This is a genomic window from Nonomuraea sp. NPDC050478 (assembly GCF_044458265.1).
Classification (GTDB): Bacteria; Actinomycetota; Actinomycetes; order Streptosporangiales; family Streptosporangiaceae; genus Nonomuraea; species Nonomuraea ferruginea.
Genome location: NZ_JBITHT010000005.1, coordinates 470,430 through 490,738 on the forward strand (window position 1 = coordinate 470,430; position 20,309 = coordinate 490,738).

The 20,309-nt window shown below is 72.7% G+C and carries 25 protein-coding genes; 16 read left to right on the forward strand and 9 right to left on the reverse strand.

Annotated elements, in window-relative coordinates; genetic code table 11:
* The first annotated feature begins 26 nt into the window (after nucleotides 1-26).
* The 3 genes from ACIBF7_RS27035 (at nucleotide 27) to ACIBF7_RS27045 (ending at nucleotide 2,281) form a co-directional block, all read left to right on the forward strand.
* A complete protein-coding gene (locus ACIBF7_RS27035) occupies nucleotides 27-869 on the forward strand; it encodes an arylamine N-acetyltransferase (RefSeq protein ID WP_271280023.1) in 843 nt (280 codons plus the stop codon).
* Nucleotides 870-915: 46 nt separating this feature from the next.
* Nucleotides 916-1,995, forward strand: a complete 1,080-nt coding sequence (locus tag ACIBF7_RS27040) for a protein kinase (protein WP_397198431.1) — start codon at nucleotides 916-918, stop codon at nucleotides 1,993-1,995.
* 94 nt (nucleotides 1,996-2,089) lie between these two features.
* Nucleotides 2,090-2,281, forward strand: a complete 192-nt coding sequence (locus ACIBF7_RS27045) for a hypothetical protein (RefSeq protein ID WP_148034129.1) — start codon at nucleotides 2,090-2,092, stop codon at nucleotides 2,279-2,281.
* Nucleotides 2,282-2,300: 19 nt separating this feature from the next.
* On the opposite strand, the gene ACIBF7_RS27050 is transcribed toward ACIBF7_RS27045, so the two are convergent.
* On the reverse strand, nucleotides 2,301-2,603 hold the full coding sequence (locus tag ACIBF7_RS27050; protein ID WP_187281369.1) for a DUF3817 domain-containing protein: 303 nt from the start codon (nucleotides 2,601-2,603) through the stop codon (nucleotides 2,301-2,303).
* Nucleotides 2,604-2,605: 2 nt separating this feature from the next.
* On the reverse strand, nucleotides 2,606-3,388 hold the full coding sequence (locus ACIBF7_RS27055; protein WP_397198432.1) for an SURF1 family protein: 783 nt from the start codon (nucleotides 3,386-3,388) through the stop codon (nucleotides 2,606-2,608).
* Nucleotides 3,389-3,492: 104 nt separating this feature from the next.
* On the opposite strand from ACIBF7_RS27055, the gene ACIBF7_RS27060 reads away from it, so the two are divergent.
* The gene (locus tag ACIBF7_RS27060; RefSeq protein WP_187281371.1) at nucleotides 3,493-3,669 is read left to right on the forward strand and encodes a hypothetical protein; all 177 of its coding nucleotides are present in this window, start codon (nucleotides 3,493-3,495) and stop codon (nucleotides 3,667-3,669) included.
* Nucleotides 3,670-3,742: 73 nt separating this feature from the next.
* On the opposite strand, the gene ggt is transcribed toward ACIBF7_RS27060, so the two are convergent.
* Complete coding sequence (ggt, locus tag ACIBF7_RS27065) at nucleotides 3,743-5,479, reverse strand: gamma-glutamyltransferase (protein ID WP_397198433.1); 1,737 nt, start codon at nucleotides 5,477-5,479, stop codon at nucleotides 3,743-3,745.
* A 95-nt stretch (nucleotides 5,480-5,574) separates the two neighbouring features.
* Between ggt and ACIBF7_RS27070 the strand changes: the two genes are divergently transcribed.
* The 5 genes from ACIBF7_RS27070 to ACIBF7_RS27090 all read left to right on the forward strand — a co-directional run bounded on the left by ACIBF7_RS27070 (nucleotide 5,575) and on the right by ACIBF7_RS27090 (nucleotide 8,493).
* Nucleotides 5,575-6,687 carry a sensor histidine kinase gene (locus ACIBF7_RS27070; protein WP_397198435.1) on the forward strand — a complete coding sequence of 371 codons (1,113 nt, stop codon included), beginning with the start codon at nucleotides 5,575-5,577 and terminating at the stop codon, nucleotides 6,685-6,687.
* Nucleotides 6,684-7,331, forward strand: a complete 648-nt coding sequence (locus ACIBF7_RS27075; RefSeq protein WP_397198436.1) for a response regulator — start codon at nucleotides 6,684-6,686, stop codon at nucleotides 7,329-7,331. Before ACIBF7_RS27070 ends, ACIBF7_RS27075 begins: the two co-directional genes overlap by 4 nt.
* A 111-nt stretch (nucleotides 7,332-7,442) precedes the next feature.
* On the forward strand, nucleotides 7,443-7,640 hold the full coding sequence (locus tag ACIBF7_RS27080; protein WP_271279122.1) for a helix-turn-helix domain-containing protein: 198 nt from the start codon (nucleotides 7,443-7,445) through the stop codon (nucleotides 7,638-7,640).
* A gap of 8 nt (nucleotides 7,641-7,648) precedes the next feature.
* Nucleotides 7,649-8,122, forward strand: a complete 474-nt coding sequence (locus ACIBF7_RS27085; RefSeq protein ID WP_397198437.1) for a Clp protease N-terminal domain-containing protein — start codon at nucleotides 7,649-7,651, stop codon at nucleotides 8,120-8,122.
* On the forward strand, nucleotides 8,122-8,493 hold the full coding sequence (locus ACIBF7_RS27090; RefSeq protein WP_397198438.1) for a VOC family protein: 372 nt from the start codon (nucleotides 8,122-8,124) through the stop codon (nucleotides 8,491-8,493). Before ACIBF7_RS27085 ends, ACIBF7_RS27090 begins: the two co-directional genes overlap by 1 nt.
* 4 nt (nucleotides 8,494-8,497) lie before the next feature.
* Here ACIBF7_RS27090 and ACIBF7_RS27095 read toward each other — a convergent pair whose 3' ends face one another.
* A complete protein-coding gene (locus ACIBF7_RS27095; protein WP_397198439.1) occupies nucleotides 8,498-9,121 on the reverse strand; it encodes a methyltransferase domain-containing protein in 624 nt (207 codons plus the stop codon).
* Nucleotides 9,122-9,256: 135 nt separating this feature from the next.
* On the opposite strand from ACIBF7_RS27095, the gene ACIBF7_RS27100 reads away from it, so the two are divergent.
* Nucleotides 9,257-10,123 (forward strand): sulfite exporter TauE/SafE family protein, encoded by an 867-nt coding sequence (locus ACIBF7_RS27100; protein ID WP_397198440.1) that lies wholly within the window; start codon nucleotides 9,257-9,259, stop codon nucleotides 10,121-10,123.
* A 53-nt stretch (nucleotides 10,124-10,176) separates the two neighbouring features.
* A complete protein-coding gene (locus ACIBF7_RS27105; RefSeq protein WP_148034135.1) occupies nucleotides 10,177-11,604 on the forward strand; it encodes a tetratricopeptide repeat protein in 1,428 nt (475 codons plus the stop codon).
* On the opposite strand, the gene ald is transcribed toward ACIBF7_RS27105, so the two are convergent.
* Together ald and ACIBF7_RS27115 are read right to left on the reverse strand one after the other, a co-directional pair.
* A complete protein-coding gene (gene ald, locus ACIBF7_RS27110; RefSeq protein WP_397198441.1) occupies nucleotides 11,601-12,716 on the reverse strand; it encodes an alanine dehydrogenase in 1,116 nt (371 codons plus the stop codon). The genes ACIBF7_RS27105 and ald overlap by 4 nt on opposite strands.
* Nucleotides 12,717-12,781: 65 nt before the next feature.
* Nucleotides 12,782-14,167 carry an aspartate aminotransferase family protein gene (locus ACIBF7_RS27115; protein WP_271279115.1) on the reverse strand — a complete coding sequence of 462 codons (1,386 nt, stop codon included), beginning with the start codon at nucleotides 14,165-14,167 and terminating at the stop codon, nucleotides 12,782-12,784.
* Nucleotides 14,168-14,400: 233 nt separating this feature from the next.
* Here ACIBF7_RS27115 and ACIBF7_RS27120 point away from each other — a divergent pair, with 233 nt between their 5' ends.
* A complete protein-coding gene (locus ACIBF7_RS27120; protein WP_148034138.1) occupies nucleotides 14,401-15,741 on the forward strand; it encodes a M20/M25/M40 family metallo-hydrolase in 1,341 nt (446 codons plus the stop codon).
* Here ACIBF7_RS27120 and ACIBF7_RS27125 read toward each other — a convergent pair whose 3' ends face one another.
* Both ACIBF7_RS27125 and ACIBF7_RS27130 read right to left on the reverse strand, forming a co-directional pair.
* Nucleotides 15,742-16,242, reverse strand: a complete 501-nt coding sequence (locus ACIBF7_RS27125; protein WP_397198442.1) for a pyridoxamine 5'-phosphate oxidase family protein — start codon at nucleotides 16,240-16,242, stop codon at nucleotides 15,742-15,744.
* Between the two features lie 40 nt (nucleotides 16,243-16,282).
* Nucleotides 16,283-16,909 carry a winged helix-turn-helix transcriptional regulator gene (locus ACIBF7_RS27130; protein ID WP_397198443.1) on the reverse strand — a complete coding sequence of 209 codons (627 nt, stop codon included), beginning with the start codon at nucleotides 16,907-16,909 and terminating at the stop codon, nucleotides 16,283-16,285.
* Between the two features lie 110 nt (nucleotides 16,910-17,019).
* Here ACIBF7_RS27130 and ACIBF7_RS27135 point away from each other — a divergent pair, with 110 nt between their 5' ends.
* Nucleotides 17,020-17,463, forward strand: coding sequence for a pyridoxamine 5'-phosphate oxidase family protein (locus ACIBF7_RS27135; RefSeq protein WP_397198444.1), 444 nt, complete (start codon nucleotides 17,020-17,022; stop codon nucleotides 17,461-17,463).
* Nucleotides 17,463-18,113, forward strand: a complete 651-nt coding sequence (locus ACIBF7_RS27140; RefSeq protein ID WP_397198445.1) for an alpha/beta fold hydrolase — start codon at nucleotides 17,463-17,465, stop codon at nucleotides 18,111-18,113. The genes ACIBF7_RS27135 and ACIBF7_RS27140 overlap by 1 nt, the downstream gene beginning before the upstream one ends.
* Here ACIBF7_RS27140 and ACIBF7_RS27145 read toward each other — a convergent pair.
* A complete protein-coding gene (locus tag ACIBF7_RS27145) occupies nucleotides 18,104-18,634 on the reverse strand; it encodes a cysteine dioxygenase family protein (protein ID WP_148034143.1) in 531 nt (176 codons plus the stop codon). The two genes, ACIBF7_RS27140 and ACIBF7_RS27145, sit on opposite strands and share 10 nt — an antisense overlap.
* A 103-nt stretch (nucleotides 18,635-18,737) precedes the next feature.
* Between ACIBF7_RS27145 and ACIBF7_RS27150 the strand changes: the two genes are divergently transcribed.
* Together ACIBF7_RS27150 and ACIBF7_RS27155 are read left to right on the forward strand one after the other, a co-directional pair.
* Nucleotides 18,738-19,631, forward strand: a complete 894-nt coding sequence (locus tag ACIBF7_RS27150) for a LysR family transcriptional regulator (protein WP_397198446.1) — start codon at nucleotides 18,738-18,740, stop codon at nucleotides 19,629-19,631.
* Nucleotides 19,632-19,661: 30 nt separating this feature from the next.
* Nucleotides 19,662-20,288, forward strand: a complete 627-nt coding sequence (locus ACIBF7_RS27155; protein ID WP_271279121.1) for a LysE family translocator — start codon at nucleotides 19,662-19,664, stop codon at nucleotides 20,286-20,288.
* The last annotated feature ends 21 nt before the right edge of the window (nucleotides 20,289-20,309 follow it).

The following is a 20,309-nucleotide window of genomic DNA, read 5'->3' on the forward strand; positions in this document are numbered from 1 at the left end:
GTGCACATCCGGTGCAGACTTGGGCAGTGGACATCCCTGGATACTTGCGCCGTCTCGGCCTGCCCGAACTGGAGCACGCCGCGCCCTCCGCCGCCGCCCTGCGCGCCCTGCACACCGCGCACGTGGAACGGGTCGCGTACGAGGTGCTGGAGATCTGGCTGGGCAGGCCCACGACGGTGGATCCGCTGGAGTCGGCGGGCCGGATACTCGGCGGCCGCGGCGGCTACTGCTACCACCTGAACGGGGCGTTCTCCGAGCTGCTGGCGAAGCTCGGCTACGCGGTGACGCGTCATGTGGGCGGGGCGCAGGGCCGGGGCGAGGAGCCGGGGATCACCGGCAACCACCTGGTGCTGACCGTGTCGGGGCTGCCGGACGAGACCAACCCTGGTGGCGCTTGGCTGGCGGACGTCGGGCTGGGCGACGGGCTGCACGAGCCGCTCCCGCTGGTCTCCGGCGTCTACCGTCAGGGCCCGCACGAGTACGGGCTGCGCCCGTCGGACCTGGCGCCCGGCGGGTGGCGGCTGGACCACGACCCGAGCGGCTCGTTCATCCGCATGGACTTCGGCATGGAACCGGCCGTGATGGCGGACTTCGCGGCCAAGCACGAGCACCTGACCACGTCGCCGGAGTCGGGGTTCGTGCGGGTCGCGGTGGTGCAGCGGCGGGACGCGCGGGGAATCGACAGCCTGCGCGGGCTGGTGCTGTCGCGGCTCGGCGTGGGGGCCGACAGGGTGACGCTGGACAGCGCCCGCGACTACTTCGCCGCGCTGGCCGACGTCTTCTCCCTGCCGCTGGAGGACGTGAGCGGCAGGGAGAAGGAGAAGCTGTGGGGCAGGTTGCACGCCGCGCATGAGGCGTGGCTTGCCTGACGGGGTACACAGCTCGTCGGGAGGCGTATCGCTGGTGCACGTGGCCATGGGAGACACCGGGAAGCTCGCGGGGCGTTATCGGCTGCTGAACCCCCTCGGCGGGGGCGAGCTGTTGCTGGCCTTCGACGAGGTGGAGCACCGTGACGTGGTGGTGCGGCGGCTGCGCGCCCCCGCCGGGAGCCTGGACACGGCGGTGCGGGAGGCGCGCCGGACGGTGGGGTTCGTGCATCCGGCGATCGCGCCGCTGCTCGACGTGCCGGTGGAGGACGGCGAGCCGTGGCTGGTGACGGCGTTCGCGGAGGGCTCGTCGCTGGAGCAGACGGTGCGCGGGCGGGGTCCGCTGCCGGTGCGGCAGACGGCCCGGGTGGGCGTGTACGTGCTGTCGGCGCTGACGGCGGCGCACGCGGCCGGGATCGTGCACGGGCGGGTGCAGCCGGGCAACGTGCTGCTGTCGCCGACCGGGCGGGCGTTGCTGACCGGGTTCGGGCTGCCCTCGATGGGGATGCGGCCGGGCGCCGATCTGTGGTCGCTGGCCGCCACGCTGCACTTCGCGGTCGAGGGCAGGCCGCCCGGCCAGGTGCCGGCCGAGGCCTCGGACCCGCTGCGGGCGCTGATCAGGGCGATGCTCACGCCGGCCGTGCCGCCGGTGGACGCGCTGGAGTGGACGCTGGGGCGGCTCGCGTCGGACCGCTCCCTGGAGCAGGTGGTCGCGGCCGACGGGCCGCTGCCGCCCGCGCGGGTGGCGGGCGTGGGGCTGGCGGTGCTCGACCGGCTCGCCGCGTGGCACGGGCGCGGCGAGCACCACGGCGGGGTGCAGCCGGGCACCGTGCTGATCGACGCCGAGGGCCGGGCCGCGCTGGTCCCGCCGCCGGTGCCGGCGCCGCCGCCCGCCTACCTGCCGCCGGAGGTGGTGCCGGGTCCGGCGGGCGACCTGTGGGCGCTCGGGGCCACGTTGTTCCTGGCCGTGGAGGGCAGGCCGCCCGCTCCCGGCGCGTCGCTGCTGCGCGCGGGGCCGCTGGCGCCGTATCTGGTCGGATTGCTGTCAGGGCCGCCGGCCGGGCGGCCCACGCCGGAGGCGCTGCGGCGGCAGCTGCTCGACGTACTGGCCCGTTGCGATATATCGTGATCGGGGAACCCCGGCGGTGGGCTCGCTCGTTGTCCGCACGACGCAGAATGTGGGAGAGGCGGGGCGTGCGCTCCGCGTTCGGAGGATGTTGAGTATGTCGCCAATCCAGAAGTACGCCATCGGCGCCGGCGTGGCAGTCCTGTTCTCGTGGATCTTCCTTCCGGGCTGGCTGACCCTGCTCGTTGTCCTCGGCGTGGTCGCCGCCCCGGTGGTCGGCTATTTCATGCTCGACCCGTCGCAGCGCGAGCGGCTCAAGAGGGCCCGCCGGCGCGGCATCGGCCGCTGAGGCGATCCGGCGGGGGCCCTCAGGCCTCCGCCGCCGTCGCCACCCGCTGGGTGACGCGGCGCTCGACGTAGAACGACAGGAACGGCACGGTGCCGCCGAGCATGACGCCCAGCATGTAGGGCCACGCCCAGCGGGCCTTCATGCCCAGGTTCATCACCGCGACCAGGTAGAGCATGTAGAGGCCGCCGTGGATGGGCGAGATCACCTTCGACGGGCCGGGGATGTCGAAGCCGTAGCGCAGCACCATGCCGCCGCAGAGCACGAGCAGCATGACGCCGACGATGTAGGCGAGCACCCGGAAGGGCTTGAGAGCCGATTCCACCGTTAACCTTCCAGAACCATTTCGGGGGACTCTTCACGGTCCCGATCCGCTCGTACGGCGTCGCGTACGAAGTGGAACCACATGAACACGGCGAACCCCGCGAAGATCCACCAGTTGGCGGCGTAGGCGAGGTTGCGCCAGGTGACTTCGCCACCGGCCATCGGCGGCGGCGAGGCGACCTGGGTGAGCGCGCCTGAGGGCGGCTCGGCCACGACGTAGCCGTTGCGCACCTGCTCGCCCTGCCACAGGTTGACCAGCTCGCCGGTCGCCACCGTCTGCACCTGGCCGGGGGGCAGTCCTTCCTGCCTGCGCTGGACGGTGTCGCTGCCCTGCTGCGGGCGCAGCCGGCCCGGCACGCTCATCCGGCCCGCCGGCACGGCCGTGGCCGCGGGGTCGGCGGCGTCGGCCACCCAGCCGCGCACCACCGGCATCAGCGTGCCGTCGTCGAGCCTGATCGGGGTCAGCACCCAGTAGCCGTGGTCGCGCGAGACCTTGCCGCCGGGCGCGTCGACGTCGGGCCGCCGGTCGGCGACCAGGAGCTGGCGGCCGGCTTCGTAGACGCCTTCGACGGTGACCTTGCGGGCGACGGCGGTGCCCTGCATCTGCGCGCCGAGGGGGGCCAGCTCCGTGACGGGGACCGGGGCGGGGTCGGTGGTCATCACCGGCCGCCCCGAGTCCTCGAACACGCCGAGCTGCCAGCGGCCCAGCATGATGAACGCGATCACGACCCCGATCGTGAGCAGGTGCAGCCCAAGCAGGCGCGGCGAGAGCAGGGTCTTGAGCATGGATTAAAAGTATCCGCCCACGTGACCGGTCTCGTAACCAGCCCGCCGCAGGGAAGGCGATAAAACGCGCAAATGCGGCAGGCGATCACGCTAGGCTGCTGGCCATGTCTGACCAGCATATCGATCCCGCGGGCAACACCCAGCAGTTCCGCGCGTTCGCGCAGCGGTCCGAGCAGGAGTCTGCCGCCTCCGCTGCCAAGAAGTCGCCGGTTCTGCCGATCATCGCGGTGGTCGTCGTCGTCGCCGTCATCGGTGTGGCGGCGTTCCTCCTGCTGCGGTAGACCTCCCTTCACGTCACGGGGGGCCACCCGCCACGGACCGTGGCGGGTTTTCGTCATGCCCCGGGCCCTCTGATCAGCGGCGCTGACGCACCACGAGAGCGCTGCCGCCGCCGCGCCTGGACGGCTCGGCGACCGCCTGGACGCGGTCCCCGCGGAGGAACTCCAGCGCGGTGGCCGCGCCGATCTCCGGGTTCAGCACCAGGTCGTGGCCCCTGGCCTCCAGCTCCTGCTCGTAGCGGTCGAGGAAGCCCTGCTCGGCCTGCGTCTGCGCGGTGTTGCGCTGCGTCGCCCTGGGCGCGGCCAGCGCCTCGGGCAGCGACATGCCGAACTCGTACCGGTTGACCAGGATCTGCAGCACGGTCGTGATGATCGTGGAACCGCCCGGCGAGCCGAGCGCCATCACCGGCCTGCCGTGGTCGAACACCAGCGTCGGCGCCATCGACGAGCGCGGCCGCTTGCCGGGGGCGGGCAGGTTCGGGTCGCCCGGCGCCGGGCCGAAGGTGAAGTCGGTCAGCTCGTTGTTGAGCAGGAAGCCGCGGCCCGGCACCACGATGCCGTTGCCTCCGGTGGACTCGATCGTCAGGTTGTACGCGACCACGTTGCCCCACCGGTCGGCCACCACCAGGTGCGTGGTCTCCGGGCCCTCGGCCGTGATCTCCGCGGCGGTGCCCTGCGGCGCCGGGCAGGTCTCGTACGAGCCGTCGGGGCTGCCGGGAGCGGCCGGGTGCGCGATGGCGCGGTCGCCGACCAGGCAGGCGCGTTCCTTGGCGAAGCCGTCGGACAGCAGCTCCTTCAGCGGCACGCCAGGCACGTCGCCGACGTAGGCGTTGCGGTCGGCGAAGGCCAGCCTGGACGCTTCCAGATACTCGTGCACCCCGGTTTCGGGCAGCGCGTCGAGGATGTTGAGCGCCTCCCCCACGGTCGATCCGCCCGACGACGGCGGCGCCATGCCGTACACCGTCAGGCCCTTGTAGCCGGACCTGGTCGGCTCGCGCATCAGCGCGCGGTAGTCGCGCAGGTCGCGCAGCTCCATCAGGCCGGGCCTGACGTTCCTGGTGGCTCCGGGGGCGACCGGCGGACGCTTGACCGTGGCCACGACCTCCTTGCCGAGCTCTCCCCCGTACAGCCAGCCGGTGCCGCGCCGGCCCAGCTCGCGGTAGGTGGCGGCCAGCTCGGGGTTCCTGAAGACGGAGCCGACGGGCGGCGGCGCGCCGTTCGGCAGGTAGAGCTTCGCCGTGGAGGTGAAGTCCTTGAAGCGGGCGGCGTTCTGCGCGGTCTGGTCGTGGAACGTCTGGTCGACCACGAATCCCCTGGACGCGACCGTGACGGCCGGCTGGAGCGCCTGCTTCAGCGACATCGTGCCGAACCGGCGTAAGGCCAGGTCCCACTGCGCGACCGCGCCAGGCACGCCGGCCGACAGGCCGCTGGTGACCGCCTCCTCGAAGGGGATGCCCTCCAGCGAGGTGGCGGTCATGGCCCGGGGCGCGGCCTCGCGGCCGTCGATGGTGTGCACCTTCCGGCGCTGGGCGTCGTAGTAGACGATGAAGCCGCCGCCGGCCAGACCGGCGGAGTAGGGCTCGGTGACGCCCAGCACCGCGCCGGCGGCCACGGCGGCGTCGACGGCGTTGCCGCCTCTCTTGAGCACGTCGACGGCCGCCTTGGAGGCGTCGAGGTCGACGGTCGCGACCGCGCCTCCGTACCCCTCGGCGACCGGGACCTTCTGCGGTTGGTGATGTGGTCCGGCCACCGCCGGCGCGGCGGGGGCCAGGGTGACGAGGACTGCTGCTGCGGGAACGATCACGTGGCGCATGGACTCCACGATGACCTAGGTACGCCCCGGGCGGTAGGGCCCCCTGCGACACCCGGGGGATGCGCCGGCCGGCACCCGGGCCTAGCGTGGTGGTCGTGCGCAAGAAGTCAGTGCTGGACCCGTACAACGCGCTGGTGGTGGCGGCCGCCCAGCTCGTGCTCTCGTACGGCGCGTACTGGGGGCAGCGCGACTTCCGCGAGCCGCTGGACTGGCTGGCGGTCGCGCTGCTGCTGGTGGGGCCGGTGGGCGTGCTGCTCCGGCGGCGCTATCCGGTCGGGACCGCGGTCGCCGCGCTCGCGGCCACCTACGCCTACACCTGGTCCGGATACCCGTACGGGCCCGTCTACCTGTCGCCGATCATCCTGCTGTTCTCCCTCGTCACCCTGGGGCAGCGGGTCAAGGCGTGGGTGATGGCCGGGGTGACCATCGTGGTCTTCATCACCTACGGCTACATCCGGTCGGGCGAGCCGACGGGGCTCTTCCACGACCTGGCGGTGACCGCGTTCGTCCTGCTCCTCATGGTGGTGGCGGAGCTGACCAGGATCGTCAGGGAGCGGCGCGCCCAGCAGCAGCGGGCGGCCGAGGAGGAGAACAGGCGGCAGGCCAGCGAGGAGCGGCTGACCATGGCGCAGGAGCTGCACGACGTGCTGGCGCACAACATCTCGCTCATCCACGTGCAGGCCTCGACCGCGCTGCACCTCATCGACGACAACCCCCAGCAGGCCCGCACCGCGCTGGCCACGATCAAGACCGCCTCCAAGGAGGTGCTCGGCGAGATGCGCTCGGTGCTGAACGTGCTGCGCGACGGCGCCCCCCGCTCCCCCACCGCCGGGCTGGACCGCCTCGACGAGCTGCTCGAGCGCTCCGGCCTGGACGTGAAGCTGGAACGCGCCGGCTCGCGCGCGCTGCCGCCGCAGGTCGAGCGGGCCGCCTACCGGATCGTCCAGGAGTCGCTCACCAACGCCGCCAGGCACGCCCCCGGCGCGGCGGTGACGGTCCTGCTCGCGTACGGGGCCCGCGAGCTGGTCATCGAGGTCACCGACGGCGGCTCCACCACACCCCCCGTGCTGGCCGGAGAGGGCAGCGGCAACGGCATCCCCGGCATGCGCGAGCGGGCCGTCGCGCTGGGCGGGACGCTGGTGGCCGGTCCATCAGGCCGCGGCTTCCGGGTCGCGGCCCGCCTGCCCCTTCCCGAGGAGAAAGCATGATCAAGGTGTTGCTCGCCGACGACCAGGCGCTGGTGCGGGCGGGCTTCAAGGCCCTGCTCGACGCCCAGCCCGACATGGGCGTGGTCGCCGAGGCGGCCGACGGCGCGGAGGCCATCCGGCTGGCCCGCGAGCACGGGCCCGACGTGGTGCTCATGGACATCCGCATGCCGGGCATGGACGGGCTCACCGCCACCCGGCAGATGCCGGAGGGGCCGCACATCATCATCCTGACCACGTTCGAGCTGGACGAGTACGTCTTCGAGGCGTTGCGCGGCGGGGCCAGCGGGTTCCTGGTCAAGGACACCGAGCCGGCCGAGCTCATCCAGGCGGTGCGGGTGGTCGCGGCCGGCGAGGCGCTCCTGTCGCCGAGCGTGACCCGCCGCCTGATCGCCGAGTACGCGTCGCGCGCCAAGGAACCGCTGGCCGCCGAGAACCTGGACCAGCTCACCGACCGCGAGCGCGAGGTGCTCACCCTGGTCGGCGGCGGCATGAGCAACGACGAGATCGCGGCGAAGCTGTTCATGTCCCCGGCCACGGCCAAGACGCATGTGAGCCGGGCGATGATGAAGCTGCACGCCCGGGATCGGGCGCAGCTGGTGGTGATCGCGTACGAGTCGGGCCTGGTGAAACCGGGCTGGCTGTGACCCGGTCGCGCTCCTCGAACCAGTCGCGGATCAGCGGCACCAGGCCGGACGGGTTTTCGTCAGGCTAGGTTGACAGTCACGTGAGTGTCAGCCTAGCCTGACAGCGTGGACATGGGAGAACTCTCTGAGCGCATCAGGTCCAACGACCCCGCCGTAGGGCTGAGGGCCGTCGGCGCCCTGCACCGGCTGGCCGAGCAGGTCGAGGCCGTCTCCGTGGCGCTCGCCCGCGAGCAGGGCTGGACGTGGGAGCAGATCGGCGACGCGCTCGGCATGTCACGCCAGTCGGTGCACGCCAAGTACGGGAAGTGAGGCCAGGCATGTTCGGCATGGAGAAGAGCCCGTTCGCGGTGGCCGTCAAGGCCGCCATGGAAGAGGCCAGGCGGCGCGGTGACCGGCGGATGGGCACCGAGCACCTGCTGCTCGGCGTGCTGCGCGACCCGTCGGGGCCGCCGGCCGGCGCGTTCGGGGTCCGAGCGGAGGCGGCCAGGGCGGCACTGGACGAGCTGGACCGGGCGGCGCTGCGGGCCATCGGCGTCGACCCCGGTTCGGTGGCGGACGCCAGGCCGCGCAGGCACCCGTCGCTGCCGGGCACCGCGCTGACGTCGAGCGCCCGCGCCGTCATCAACCAGGCCGTCAAGGCCACGTCCCGCAAGACCAGGGACCGCACCGGGCCGAGCGCCCTCCTGCTCGCCCTCCTCGACCAGCGCCACCCGGACCCGGTGGCGGAGCTGATCGACCACCTCGGCGTCGACCGCGCCGCCGTCCGCTCCCGCCTGGAGCAGGCCGCCTGATGGCCGGACTGCGTGACGTGGTGGTCGACTGCGCGCACCCCGCCTCCCTCGCCCGGTTCTGGGCCGCCGCGCTCGACGGCTACGAGGTGGCTCCGTACGACGACGCCGAGCTGGCCAGGCTGCGCGCCCAGGGGATCGACGACCCCGAGGACGACCCCACGGTCCTGGTGGAGGGCGGGCCTCCGCGGCTGTGGTTCCAGCGGGTCCCGGAGCACAAGGCGGGCAAGAACCGCCTCCATCTCGACCTTCAGGCCGAGGACCGGGAGGCCGAGGTCGGAAGGCTCGCCGGGCTCGGGGCGACCGTGCTGGACCGGCGCGAGGAGTGGACGGTGCTGGCCGACCCCGAGGGCAACGAGTTCTGCGTCTTCTGAACCCTCACGGCCCGAAGGTGAACATGCGCTCGCCCGGCAGCAAGGGTTCGGGGCTCCCCGTGAAGCGGTGCGCGCCCACGCCGAACCCCGCCTCCGGGTCCGACAGCCAGGAGAGCTCGAAGCCGCGCTCGCCGAACCATTCGCAGATCAGCGGCACCAGGTCGGGCGGGGTGCGGTGCCGGGTCCAGATGACGGTGCCGCCGGTGGCGCAGAGCCGCGCGCAGTAGCCGACGGTGCGCCGGACGTCCTCGTCGGTGATGTTGCCGAACAGCCCGCAGGCGAGCACCAGATCGGCGGGCGCCATGCCCTCGTAGCAGTCGGTGCGGGCGGCGTCGGCCGTCACCACCTCGACCTGGTCCAGGCCCGCCGCCGCGGCCGCCCGCCGGGCGATCGCGGCGTTGCCCGGGTCCAGCTCCACCAGGCGCGCCCGTACGTCGGCACGGCGGGGATGACCGGCCAGCACGCCGAGGACGTCACGGCCCTGGCCGGCGCACAGGCTGATCGCCTTCACCGGGCCGGGGGCGCAGGCGTCCAGCGCCGCCCCGACCCGCTCCTGGACGGCCCGCAGCCGCCGCGCCAGCCACGAACCAGGGAGGTCGTACGCGTCGTGCCAGGTCTGCCAGTCCATGACGCACATCCTCGGGCGTACGGGACGGCGAACGGAAGCAAAGGAGGTAAACGGCACGGAGGGTGAAAGAACTGTCACTGGCCGCGTCCGGGCCAGGGCCGTTACGTTCGGAGGAGACCTTCGGCGGAGGGGACGATGATGCAGGCGGCGGCCCTGTTCGGCAGTGGTCTCGTCGCCGGTCTGGTGGCGGGGACCGCGTCGTGCACGGCCGTGCAGGGGGGCCTGCTCGTCGGGCTGACCGGGGAGCGCGACCGGGTGGTGCTGGGGTGGTTCCTGACGGGCCGGCTGCTGTCCTACACGGCGGCGGGCGCGCTGCTCGGGCTCGCGGGCTCGGCGGTGAAGCCGCCGCCGCAGGCGCGGGCGGTGCTGCTGGTGGCGGCGGGCCTCATGGTGATCGCGTTCGCGGTCAGGCTCTACCGCCGCCCCGGTTGCCAGCCGCCGCGCCGCGCGTTCGGCGGGCTGGGCCCGCCGCTGCTCGGGGCCGCCACCATCCTGGTGCCGTGCGGGGTGACGATCGGCATGGAGCTGGTCGCCATCACCAGCGGCTCGGCGCTGTCGGGGGCCGCGGTGATGGCCGGGTTCGTGCTCGGCACCGCGCCCGCGCTGGCGCTGCTGGGCTGGCTGCTGCGGCGCGTCACCCGTACGAGACTGGCGAGGGCGGCGGCGGTGCTGGCCGTCGCGGCGGGGCTGTGGACGGTCGGCACGGGCGTCAACCTCGGGGGCTGGCTGCCCGCCACCGCGACCACGACCGGCGCGCGGAGCCCCGTCGTGACCATCTGGGCGCTGCGCGACGGCTACCGTCCGGCGGCGGTGGAGGCGCCCGCCGGGGTGCCGGTCGAGGTGGTGTTCAAGCTGGTCGACCGGGGCTGCACGGAGACCGTGGCGTTCGCCGGGCGGGACCTGGCGCTGCCCGCGACCGTGCGGCTGCCGCCGCAGCCGCCGGGCACGCTCCGCTACGCCTGCGGCATGGGCATGTTCACCGGGATAATCAAGTTCTCCTGAGGCGCTCGGCGATTACGGTTCGCAATCGGGCGATCACATGCCACCCTTCTGGCATGCTCTGGCAAGGTGATGCGACGAGGCCGGCCGTCCCGGCGCCGCGCGTGGGTGACGAGGCGGAGCTGCTGATGGCCGCGCAGCGGGGCGACGCCCAGGCCGCGCACCGGCTCGGCAGGCTCTACGCCCAGCGCGGCGACCGCGGCGCGGCCCGCCACTGGTGGGAGTCCGCGGCCGGGGCCGGGAACGTCGACAGCGCCTACAACCTGGGCCTGTGGCACGAGAAGCACGGCACGCTCGACGAGGCGCTCGGCTGGTACGAACGCGCGGCGGCGGCGGGTGACGCCGAGGCGGCGGTCAACCTGGCGACGCTGCTGCAGGAGCAGCGCGGCGACCCCGGCAGGGCCAGGATCTGGTTCGAGCGCGCGGCTCAGGCGGGCAGCCGGACGGCGGCGCGCAGGCTGGCGCTGATCTGCGAAGACACCGGCGAGCTCGTGGCGGCGCGTGACTGGCACCGGCAGGCGGCGGCGGGCGGCGACGCCGCGTCCGCGCACGACCTGGGTTTCCTGGCCTACTCGGCGGGCGAGGACGCCGAGACCGTGCGCTGGTGGGAGACCGCCTGCCGGGCCGGTCATGCCGGCGCGGCCTACTGCCTGGGCCTGCTCCTGCAGGCCGGGCGCGACCCGGAGGGCGCCGAGGCCTACTACCGGCTGGCCGCCAAGAGCGAGCATCCCGGCGCGGCGGTCCAGCTCGGCGCCATCGCGCTGTCGCGCCGCGACCTGCGCACCGCCAGGGGCTGGTACGAGCAGGCGGCGTACGCGGGGCGGCTGGAGGGCCAGCGGATGGCCGGGTTCGTCTGCGTGGAGCTGGGCGACGCGAAGGGCGCCAGCCACTGGTTCGGCCGGGGCGCGGCGGCCGGAGACCCGGAGTCGGCGTTCAACTTCGGGCTGCTGCTGATCGCCGAGTTCGGCGACCTGAAGGGCGGCCGCCACTGGTTCCGGCAGGCGGCGCTGGCCGGCCACCACCGGGCGGCGCTGGAGCTGGCCGGGCTGCTGTCGGCGGCGGGCCGGGGCGCCGAGGCCGAGGAGTGGCTGACCGACCCGCCGCCGCCCGTCTGGGACCGGACGGCCGAGCCGGAGCTGGCCGCCAGGGCCGAGCTGGCGGCGCTGGCGACCGATCGCCGTGGCGGCGTGGCCCTTGAGGTGGCGGAGCTCAACGAGATCCTCGGCACCTGGGACCTGGTGACGAGGCCGCTGCTCGACCACGGCGAGGTGATCGCCTGGCTGGTGGCGCGGAGCGGGCTGCACGCGAGCGCGGTCGAGCACCTCGCGTCGGTGCGCGGCACGCTGCTGCGCCCGGGCAGCGCCCCGTGGCCCAGCCCGGTGGAGGTCGCCCACGTGCTGTCGACGGCGCGCGAGCTGCGCGGCAGGCTCGGGCTGTCCGGCGCCGCCCGTGACGGCGCCGACGCCCGCATGCCCGGGTTCTAGGCCGCCAGGACGTCGGCGACTTTGGTGTGCGGCAGGTGCAGGGCCTGGGCGACGGGCTCGTTGGTGAGGGCGCCGTCGTGGGTGTTGAGGCCGCCCGCGAGGCCCGCGTCATCCTTGAGCGCGTCCTTCCAGCCCAGGTCGGCCAGCTTGAGCGCGTACGGGAGCGTGGCGTTGGTGAGCGCGTAGGTCGAGGTGTTGGGCACCGAGCCCGGCATGTTGGCCACGCAGTAGAAGACCGAGCCGTGCACCCGGTAGGTGGGCTCGGCGTGCGTGGTCGGCCGCGAGTCGGCGAAGCAGCCGCCCTGGTCGATGGCGATGTCGACGAGGACCGAGCCCGGCTTCATGCGGGCGACCAACTCGTTCGAGACCAGCGTCGGGGCCTTCGCGCCGGGGATGAGCACCGCGCCGATGACCAGGTCGGCGGCCAGGACCTCCCGCTCGATCGCGTACGCGGTCGACACCAGCGTCTTGAGCCTGCCCTGGTAGACGGCATCGATGAAGCGCAGCCGGTCGACGTTGGTGTCGAGCACGGTGACGTCCGCGCCCATGCCGACGGCGATCTGCGCGGCGTTCAGCCCGGAGACGCCGCCGCCGATGACGACGATCTTCGCGGGGGCCACGCCCGGCACGCCGCCGGGCAGCACGCCGCGGCCGCCGTTGAACCGCATCAGGTTGTACGCGCCCACCTGCGGCGCCAGCCTGCCCGCCACCTCCGACATGGGCGCGAGCAGCGGCAGCGCCCCGTTGACCTGCACGGTCTCGTACGCGATGGCGGTGGTGCGGGCGGCCAGCAGCGCGTCGGTGCACGGCCGTGAGGCGGCCAGGTGCAGGTAGGTGAAGATCACCAGGCCCTCGCGCAGCCGGTGGTACTCCTCGGCGATCGGCTCCTTGACCTTGAGCACCAGGTCGGCCTCGGCCCACACCTGGTCGGCGCTGTCGCGGATCTTCGCTCCGGCGGCGAGATACTCCTCGTCGGTGATGTGCGAGCCCTCGCCCGCGCCGCGCTGGACGGTCACGTCATGGCCGCGCTCGACCAGCTCGTGCACCCCGGCCGGGGTGGCGGCGACGCGGTATTCGTGGTTCTTGACCTCGGCAGGTACGCCGATCTTCATGGGCTGTCTGTCCTTTCGGAGAAAAAAATATCCGGTACGGGATCCCGTACCGGATATTTTGTCGATCAGAGGCGCGCCCACGCCTCCTTCAGCACACTTCGAAGAATTCCGCCGATCTCCTCGAACTCCTGCGGCCCGGCGATCAACGGCGGCGCGAGCTGGATGACGGGGTCGCCGCGGTCGTCGGCCCGGCAGTAGAGGCCGGCGTCGAACAGCGCCTGCGACAGGAACCCGCGCAGCAGCCGCTCGGACTCCTCGGCGTTGAACGTCTCCTTGGTGTCACGGTCCTTGACCAGCTCGATGCCCCAGAAGTAGCCGGAGCCGCGCACGTCTCCGACGATGGGCAGGTCGTCCTTCAGGCCCTCCAGCGTAGCCCTGAACAGCGGCTCGTTCCTGGTGACGTGGCCGAGCAGGTCCTCGCGCTCGAAGATGTCGAGGTTGGCCAGCGCCACGGCGGCCGAGACGGGGTGACCGCCGAAGGTGTAGCCGTGGGCGAAGATCTCGTCGCCGTTCTTGAACGGCTCGAACAGGCGGTCGTGCGCGATCATCGCGCCGATCGGCGAGTAGCCGCTGGTCATGCCCTTGGCGCAGGTGATGATGTCGGGGACGTAGTCGAACTTCTCGCCGCCGAACATGGTGCCGAGGCGGCCGAAGGCGCAGATGACCTCGTCGGAGACGAGCAGCACGTCGTACTCGTCGCAGATCTCGCGCAGCCGCTGCCAGTAGCCGGGCGGCGGCGGGAAGCAGCCGCCGGCGTTCTGCACCGGCTCGGCGAAGACGGCGGCCACCGTGTCGGGGCCCTCCATCTCGATGGCGCGGGCCACCCGCTCGGCCGCCCAGTAGCCGTACTCCTCGGGCGTCATGCCGGGGACGCCGGTGGTCTCGTCGGCGCGGTAGTGGTTGGTGTTCGGCACCCGCACGGAACCGGGCACGAGCGGCTCGAACATCTGCTTGAACGCCGGGATGCCGGTGATCGACAGGGCGCCCTGCGTGGTGCCGTGGTAGGCGATCTGGCGGCTGATGACCTTGTGCTTGAGCGGCTTGCCGATGAGCTTGTAGTACTGCTTGGCGAGCTTCCACGCGCTCTCGACGGCCTCGCTGCCGCTGGTGGTGAAGAACACGCGGTTGAGGTCGCCGGGCGTCAGGCTCGCCAGGCGCTGGGCCAGCTCCGCGGCCTTGGGGTGCGCGTACGACCAGAGCGGGAAGAACGCCAGCTCCTGCGCCTGCTTGGCGGCGGCCTCGGCCAGCTCGCCGCGTCCGTGGCCCACCTGGACGACGAAGAGCCCCGCCAGACCGTCGAGGTAGCGCTTGCCGTGGATGTCGTAGATGTAGGAGCCCTCACCGCGGACGATGGTGGGCACCTCGGACTTCTGGTAGGAGCTGTGCCTGGTGAAGTGCAACCACAGGTTGTCCTGCGCGGCCTTCAGGACGTCGTGTTCCGGCTGCGTCATGTGTATCTTCCCTCGTTCGATCTGCACACCAGTGTGCAACCTCACCAGCCACTTTGCCAAGGGATTGCGTCGCTACTCCAGTGACGTGAACCGAGATCCGCAGAACTTTTCGGTAACAACTACGAAATCCGCAGGTACTCTGGCGCAGTGGTCACACCCTTTCACCTGCTGTGAGCGACGGTGTGATCCAATGGAACGCCCGACTACCGAGAAGACCCCCGGGGGACCGTCCCGTGACTCCTGAGCAGATCGAGAGCGCCGTTGCGGCTGCGATGCCGCAGACCGTCGAGGAGCTCAAGCGGCTGGCCGCCATTCCGTCGGTCGCCTTCCCCGGCCACCCCGAGGAGCCCGTGCACGCCGCCGCGGCGGCGGTGGAGGAGCTGCTGCGCAGCACCGGCCTGCCCCGCGTGCAGCGCGTCCCGGTCGACAACAGCTTCCCCGCCGTGTTCGCCGAGGCTCCCGCGCCGCCCGGCGCGCCGACCGTCCTGCTGTACGCCCACTACGACGTGCAGCCCGCGGGCGACCCGGCCTCCTGGCGCACGCCGCCGTTCGAGCCCACGCTGATCGACGGCAAGCTGTACGGCCGCGGCGTGGCCGACGACAAGTCCGGCGTCATGTCGCACGTCGCCGCGCTCCGCGTCTTCCAGGGCCGCTTCCCGGTCGGCGTCAAGGTCATCATCGAGGGCCAGGAGGAATACGCCGGCGAGCGGCTGGAGGCGTTCGTCGAGCGCAACCCCGACCTGCTGCGGGCCGACGCGGTGGTGGTGGCCGACACCGGCAACCCGCGCGTCGGCGACCCGGCGGTGACGACCTCGCTGCGCGGCATGGCGGCCTTCACCATGGAGGTGCGCACGCTCCGCGAGCCGCTCCACAGCGGCTCGTTCGGCGGCGCCGCTCCTGACGCGCTGGCGGCGCTGATGCGCATGTGCGCCGCGCTGCACGACGAGAACGGCGACGTCCGGGTGCCCGGCCTGCCCCGCGGCAGCTTCCTGGGTCAGGGGCCGACGGAGGAGGAGTTCCGCAAGACCGCGGGCGTGGCCGACGGCGTGTCCCTGGTCGGCTCCGGCTCGCTGGCCGACCGGCTGTGGGCCTCGTACGCGATCACCGTGACCGGGCTCGACGTGCCGTCGGTCTCGGGTGCGGTCAACGCCGTGCAGCCGGTGGCGCGGGCCAGGGTGACGGTGCGGGTGCCGCCGGCGGGCGACCCGAAGACCACGGTCAACGCGGTGGTGGAGTTCTTGCAGCAGGTGGCGCCGTGGGGCGTGCGGGTGTCGTTCGGCGACCTCACGGTCGGCTCGGGCTTCCAGGCCGACTCGGGCGGCACGGCGCGCGCCGCGCTCAACAGGGCGATGGAGCGGGCCTTCGGCCGGCCGCCGCGCGACGTGGGCGCGGGCGGCTCGATCCCGCTGGTCAACACGCTGCTCAAGCAGTTCCCCGCGGCGGAGATCCTGCTGTTCGGCGCCGAGGACGAGGACGCCGCCTGCCACGCGCCGAACGAGCGGGTCGACCTGGAGGAGCTGCGCCGGGTGGTGACCACCGAGGCGCTCTTCCTGCAGGAGCTGGCGCAGCCGTAGTCAGAAGCGCCAGCGGGTCTGCGCGTAGTCGCCCTTGCGGAAGCCGAAGGCTCGCGCGGGGGCGACCTCGAACACCAGGGCCCGCCCGCCCGCGCTGTTGTGGAAGGCCCCGTCGTGGACGTCGAAGCGCCAGTCGGGGCCGTACTTCGCCTCCCAGGCGTCCGCCAGCGCCTTCAGCCTGCCCTCGTCGGTGACCTGCTCGGCGACGCCCTCCACGACCAGGTCCAGGCCCTGTCTTAGAGTGTTGGCGCCGGTGGTGAGCGCGACCTGCCGGTTGGCCTCCAGGTTTCTGGCCTTCTGCTCCTCCGGGCCGGTGCAGAAGTGGAGCGCGCCGTCCTGCCAGACGGCCAGCAAGGGCGTGACGTGCGGGCGGCCGTCGCGGCGTACGGTCGACAGCCACCAGACCTCGGCGCGTTCCAGCAGCTCGGCGGCCTCCTCCCAGGTGGTGGCGGCGGCGCCGCCGGCGCTGAAGCGGGCATCGAGCTCGGTGATCGGTTTCATGGTGGTGTTCCTCCTTCGCAAGGAGTGGACCCGGCGGACGTCAGGGACTCATCGGCGGGCGCGGGAAGAGCGTGACGAACCGCTCGGCCACCTGCCGGTCCCCCTCCACCTCGGCCTCTTCCAGGTTCCGGCCGGCGAACACCACGCTCCTGATCGTCTCGGCGTCGGCGCGCAGCACGGCGTCTCCTCCTGCGCCGTCCCTGGCGAAGGTGAGCTGCCCGGCCGAGACCGTCGCCAGGATGCTCTCCTCGCCGAGCCGCAGCTCGACGCTGCCCTCGAAGCCGTCCGCCGCCCCGGGGTCGAACGTCGACTTCAGGGCGTACAGGAGCGCGTCGACGCTCAACGGCCCGGTCGAGGTGAGCGGCATCCGGCTGCCCCACTGGGCCAGCGCCAGCACCACCGGCTCCAGCTCGCTCCCCCGTTCCGTCAGCTCGTACACCCGGCTCGCGGCGGGCGGCGGCAGCTTGCGGCGGCGCAGCACGCCCGACTCCTCCAGCTCGCGCAGCCGCTGGGAGAGCACGTTCTGGCTCGCGCCGGGCAGGCCGGCGCGCAGGTCGGTGAAGCGTTTGGGGCCCAGCAGCAGCTCGCGCACGATCAGCAGCGCCCACCGCTCCCCGACGTGGTCGAGGGCACGGGCGACGCCGCAGGGGTCGTCGTAGGTTCGCATCGAAAATCCTTGCGAATTCGTACGTGTTAGTCCTAGTTTAGGACCAACACGTGATTGGAGCCATGATTATGAACGCTCTGGACACCCTTCCACAGGGAGATGTCCGGCTATTGGAGCATCCGACCGCACGCAGGCTGCTCGTCTCGAAGGAACTCGCCCGGGTGGCGTACGTCGCCGCCGACGGGACGCCACGCGTCTACCCGACGCTGTTCCACTGGAACGGCGAGGAGGTCGTCATGGCCACGTTCGCCGGCGCGGTCAAGATCAACGCGCTGCGGGCCAGGCCCGAGGTCGCCATCACCATCGACACCACGGCCACCCCGCCGGAGGTGCTGCTCATCCGCGGCCGGGCCGAGGTGACCGACGTCGACGGCATCGTGCCGGAGTACGCGCTCGCCCACCACCGCTACGCGGGCCCCGAGCAGGGCGCCAGGAACGTGGCCGAGGCCGACCGGCCGGGAGTCCGCATGGCCCGCATCGCCGTCCGGCCTGCGTGGGCCGGGGTGCTGGACTTCCAGACCCGCCTGCCCGGCCAGATGCCCCCGGGGACGTGATGGCGACGTTCGCGCTGATCCACGGGGGCGGCGGCACCTCCTGGCCGTGGCGCCCGCTGGAGACCTGCCTGCGCGGGCAGGGGCACCGCACGGTGGCCGTGGACCTGCCGCTGGACGATCCGGACGCCGGGCTCACCGATCACGCCGACCACGTGATCGCCGAGGTGCGGAAGGCCGTCGGGCACCTGGACGGCCTCGTCGTCGTGGCGCACTCATGGGGCGGGTTCGTCGCCCCGATCGTCTGCGACCGGGCGAAGGCCGACCTGCTGGTGCTGCTGGCGGGCATGGTGCCGGCGCCCGGTGAGCCGCCCGCCGACTGGTGGGCGAACAGCGGCTTCGGCGACAAGGACATCGACGACCCGGTCGCGCTGTTCATGCACGACGTGCCCGCCGACCTCGCGGCCGAGGCGCTGCGGCACGGGCGGGGGCACGCCGAGAAGGCGCTCGTGGAGCCGTGGCCGCTGGACAAGTGGCCGGACGTGCCGACCCGCTACCTGCTCTGCCGCGACGACCGGTGGTTCCCGCCCGAGTTCGTCCGGCCGATGGTGCGCGAGCGGCTGGGCATCGAACCGGACGAGATCGGCGGCAGCCACAGCGTCATGCTGTCGCGGCCGGAGGAACTGGCCGACCGGCTCGCCGGCTACCTCTGAACGACCGGCAGCTCGTACACGCGGCGGACGCTGCTGCCCAGCCTGCCGATGTCGGCCCCGTACACGTGGATCGACACCCCCGTCTCGGAGCTGGTGTTGCGCACCAAGTGGATGTCGCCGGGCGGGGCGAAGCCGCTGACGTCGCCGGGCCGGTTGTCGGCGCGGCCGATCTCCACCAGATGGTCGCCCTCGTCCCGGTAGAGGGTCTCGTGCTCGTTGCCGCTGAGCACGGCGAACGCGCACCACGAGATGTGGTCGTGGATGGCGGTCTCCTGGCCGGGCCGCCAGACCACGGCCACGATCGAGAAGTCGTCCTGCGCGTGCAGGGGCCACGACACGTACGTCTCGGGCGAGCCCAGCCGCTCCTGTGCGGTCAGGATGTCCAGGCTCGGCAGCCGGTCGCGCATCAGATCCGCGACGGCGAGTGCGGTGTCGCGGGCGGGAAGGCGGCGCGCGGTCAGCGCGCCGACGCCCGCCACCAGCTCGGCCAGGCCGGGCCGTACGGTCGTGACGGTGTCCATGCATCCTCCCGAGGTCGTGCGGCTTCCTCTTCCTACGGTCTCGCGCTGACCATCGATAGGTCCAACAGAAGTATTCGAGCCGACCTATAGATATGATTGATGAATGCTGGATGTCACCCGGCTCCGTGTCCTGCTCGCGGTCGCCCGTACCGGCTCGCTCACCGCGGCCGCCCGGGAGCTGCACTACGCGCAGCCGTCCGTCAGCCACCACCTCGCCAGGCTGGAGGCTGAGACCGGCGCCAAGCTGATCCAGCGGGCCGGGCGCGGCATCCGCCTGACCGAGGCCGGCAGGCTGCTGGCCGAGCGGGCGAGCGACATCGTCGGACGGCTCGACGCCGCCGCCGAGGAGCTGGCCGCGCACGTCGGGCTGCAGACGGGGCGGGTGCGGCTGGCGGCGTTCCCCTCGGCGCTCGGCACGTTCATCCCCGAGGCGGCCGCCCTGCTGCGGAAGTCGCACCCGGGGCTGCGGCTCGAACTCACCGAGACCGAGCCGCCGGAGGCGCTGCGGCTGCTCCGGGCCGGGCGGGTGGACGTCGCGGTCATGTTCCGGTACGACGACACGGCGCCGGAGGCTCCCGGGCTTCAGCTGATCCACCTGTGGGACGAGCCGAGCTACCTGATCACCCCGGGCCCGGGGTCAGTGGAGGCCGGTTCGCCGGAGTCCGGTGAGGCCGATCTGAGGGCTTTCGCGGACGCGGCGTGGATCGCCGGGTGTGACCGGTGCCGGAGCCATCTGTTCGACCTGTGCGACAAGGCGGGGTTCGAGCCGCGCATCTCGTTCACCAGCGACGACATCGTGGCCGTGCAGGCGCTGGTGGCCGCCGGGATAGGCGTCACCGTGCTGCCGGCGCTCGCGCTGCGCGCGCACCGCCATCCGGACGTGACCGCGCGCCGCGTCCCGGGCTCCACCCGGCACGTGTTCGCCGCCGTCTACGGCCACCCGCCGCACCCGTCGGCCACCGAGGTGCTGGTCGCGGCCCTGCGCGACAGCCTTTAACCCCGTTGACGGGCTCCATAGGATGACGACATGCCGGATCTCTCCACACTCGCCCTCTTCTGTGCGGCCACCCTGGCGATTCTGCTCGTGCCGGGCCCGGCGGTGATCTTCATCGTCACGCGCAGCGTCGCCCAGGGCCGGGCGGCGGGGCTGGTCTCGGTTCTCGGCGTGCACGCCGGGTCGGTGGTCCACGTGGTCGCCGCCGCCCTCGGCGTCAGCGCCCTGCTCGCCGCGTCGGCGACCGCCTTCACGATCGTCAAGTACGCGGGCGTCGCCTACCTCGTCTGGCTCGGGCTCCGCAAGCTGCTGGCCCGGGGAACCGCTGAGGAGACGGTCGAGCTGCCGGAGCAGTCCAAGCGGCGGATGTTCTGGGAGGGGTTCGTGGTCAACGTGCTCAACCCGAAGACCGCGATCTTCTTCATGGCGTTCCTGCCGCAGTTCGCCGACCCCGCGGCTGGGGCGGTCGCGCCGCAGATGCTGGTGCTCGGCCTGCTCTGGATGGCGCTCGGCATGGCCTCCGACGGCACGTACGCGCTGCTGTCGTCGGCGCTGGCCACCCGGGTGCGGCGCTCGGTGCGGGCCCGGCGGCGGATCGACATCGGCAGCGGGCTGGTCTACTTGGGGCTGGCGGCCTGGCTCACAGGTGAGAAGGCCTGACAAGCCCGGAAATTTCGGTGC

Excerpts from the sequence above, each read along its gene's own strand:
- ACIBF7_RS27040 (WP_397198431.1), top strand. The coding sequence starts at position 916 with ATGGGAGACACCGGGAAGCTCGCGGGGCGTTATCGGCTGCTGAACCCC.
- ACIBF7_RS27045 (WP_148034129.1), top strand. The coding sequence starts at position 2,090 with ATGTCGCCAATCCAGAAGTACGCCATCGGCGCCGGCGTGGCAGTCCTG.
- ACIBF7_RS27055 (WP_397198432.1), bottom strand. The coding sequence starts at position 3,388 with ATGCTCAAGACCCTGCTCTCGCCGCGCCTGCTTGGGCTGCACCTGCTC.
- ACIBF7_RS27060 (WP_187281371.1), top strand. The coding sequence starts at position 3,493 with ATGTCTGACCAGCATATCGATCCCGCGGGCAACACCCAGCAGTTCCGC.
- ggt (WP_397198433.1), bottom strand. The coding sequence starts at position 5,479 with ATGCGCCACGTGATCGTTCCCGCAGCAGCAGTCCTCGTCACCCTGGCC.
- ACIBF7_RS27075 (WP_397198436.1), top strand. The coding sequence starts at position 6,684 with ATGATCAAGGTGTTGCTCGCCGACGACCAGGCGCTGGTGCGGGCGGGC.
- ACIBF7_RS27080 (WP_271279122.1), top strand. The coding sequence starts at position 7,443 with ATGGGAGAACTCTCTGAGCGCATCAGGTCCAACGACCCCGCCGTAGGG.
- ACIBF7_RS27085 (WP_397198437.1), top strand. The coding sequence starts at position 7,649 with ATGTTCGGCATGGAGAAGAGCCCGTTCGCGGTGGCCGTCAAGGCCGCC.
- ACIBF7_RS27090 (WP_397198438.1), top strand. The coding sequence starts at position 8,122 with ATGGCCGGACTGCGTGACGTGGTGGTCGACTGCGCGCACCCCGCCTCC.
- ACIBF7_RS27095 (WP_397198439.1), bottom strand. The coding sequence starts at position 9,121 with ATGGACTGGCAGACCTGGCACGACGCGTACGACCTCCCTGGTTCGTGG.
- ACIBF7_RS27100 (WP_397198440.1), top strand. The coding sequence starts at position 9,257 with ATGATGCAGGCGGCGGCCCTGTTCGGCAGTGGTCTCGTCGCCGGTCTG.
- ACIBF7_RS27105 (WP_148034135.1), top strand. The coding sequence starts at position 10,177 with ATGCTCTGGCAAGGTGATGCGACGAGGCCGGCCGTCCCGGCGCCGCGC.
- ald (WP_397198441.1), bottom strand. The coding sequence starts at position 12,716 with ATGAAGATCGGCGTACCTGCCGAGGTCAAGAACCACGAATACCGCGTC.
- ACIBF7_RS27115 (WP_271279115.1), bottom strand. The coding sequence starts at position 14,167 with ATGACGCAGCCGGAACACGACGTCCTGAAGGCCGCGCAGGACAACCTG.
- ACIBF7_RS27125 (WP_397198442.1), bottom strand. The coding sequence starts at position 16,242 with ATGAAACCGATCACCGAGCTCGATGCCCGCTTCAGCGCCGGCGGCGCC.
- ACIBF7_RS27130 (WP_397198443.1), bottom strand. The coding sequence starts at position 16,909 with ATGCGAACCTACGACGACCCCTGCGGCGTCGCCCGTGCCCTCGACCAC.
- ACIBF7_RS27140 (WP_397198445.1), top strand. The coding sequence starts at position 17,463 with ATGGCGACGTTCGCGCTGATCCACGGGGGCGGCGGCACCTCCTGGCCG.
- ACIBF7_RS27145 (WP_148034143.1), bottom strand. The coding sequence starts at position 18,634 with ATGGACACCGTCACGACCGTACGGCCCGGCCTGGCCGAGCTGGTGGCG.
- ACIBF7_RS27150 (WP_397198446.1), top strand. The coding sequence starts at position 18,738 with ATGCTGGATGTCACCCGGCTCCGTGTCCTGCTCGCGGTCGCCCGTACC.
- ACIBF7_RS27155 (WP_271279121.1), top strand. The coding sequence starts at position 19,662 with ATGCCGGATCTCTCCACACTCGCCCTCTTCTGTGCGGCCACCCTGGCG.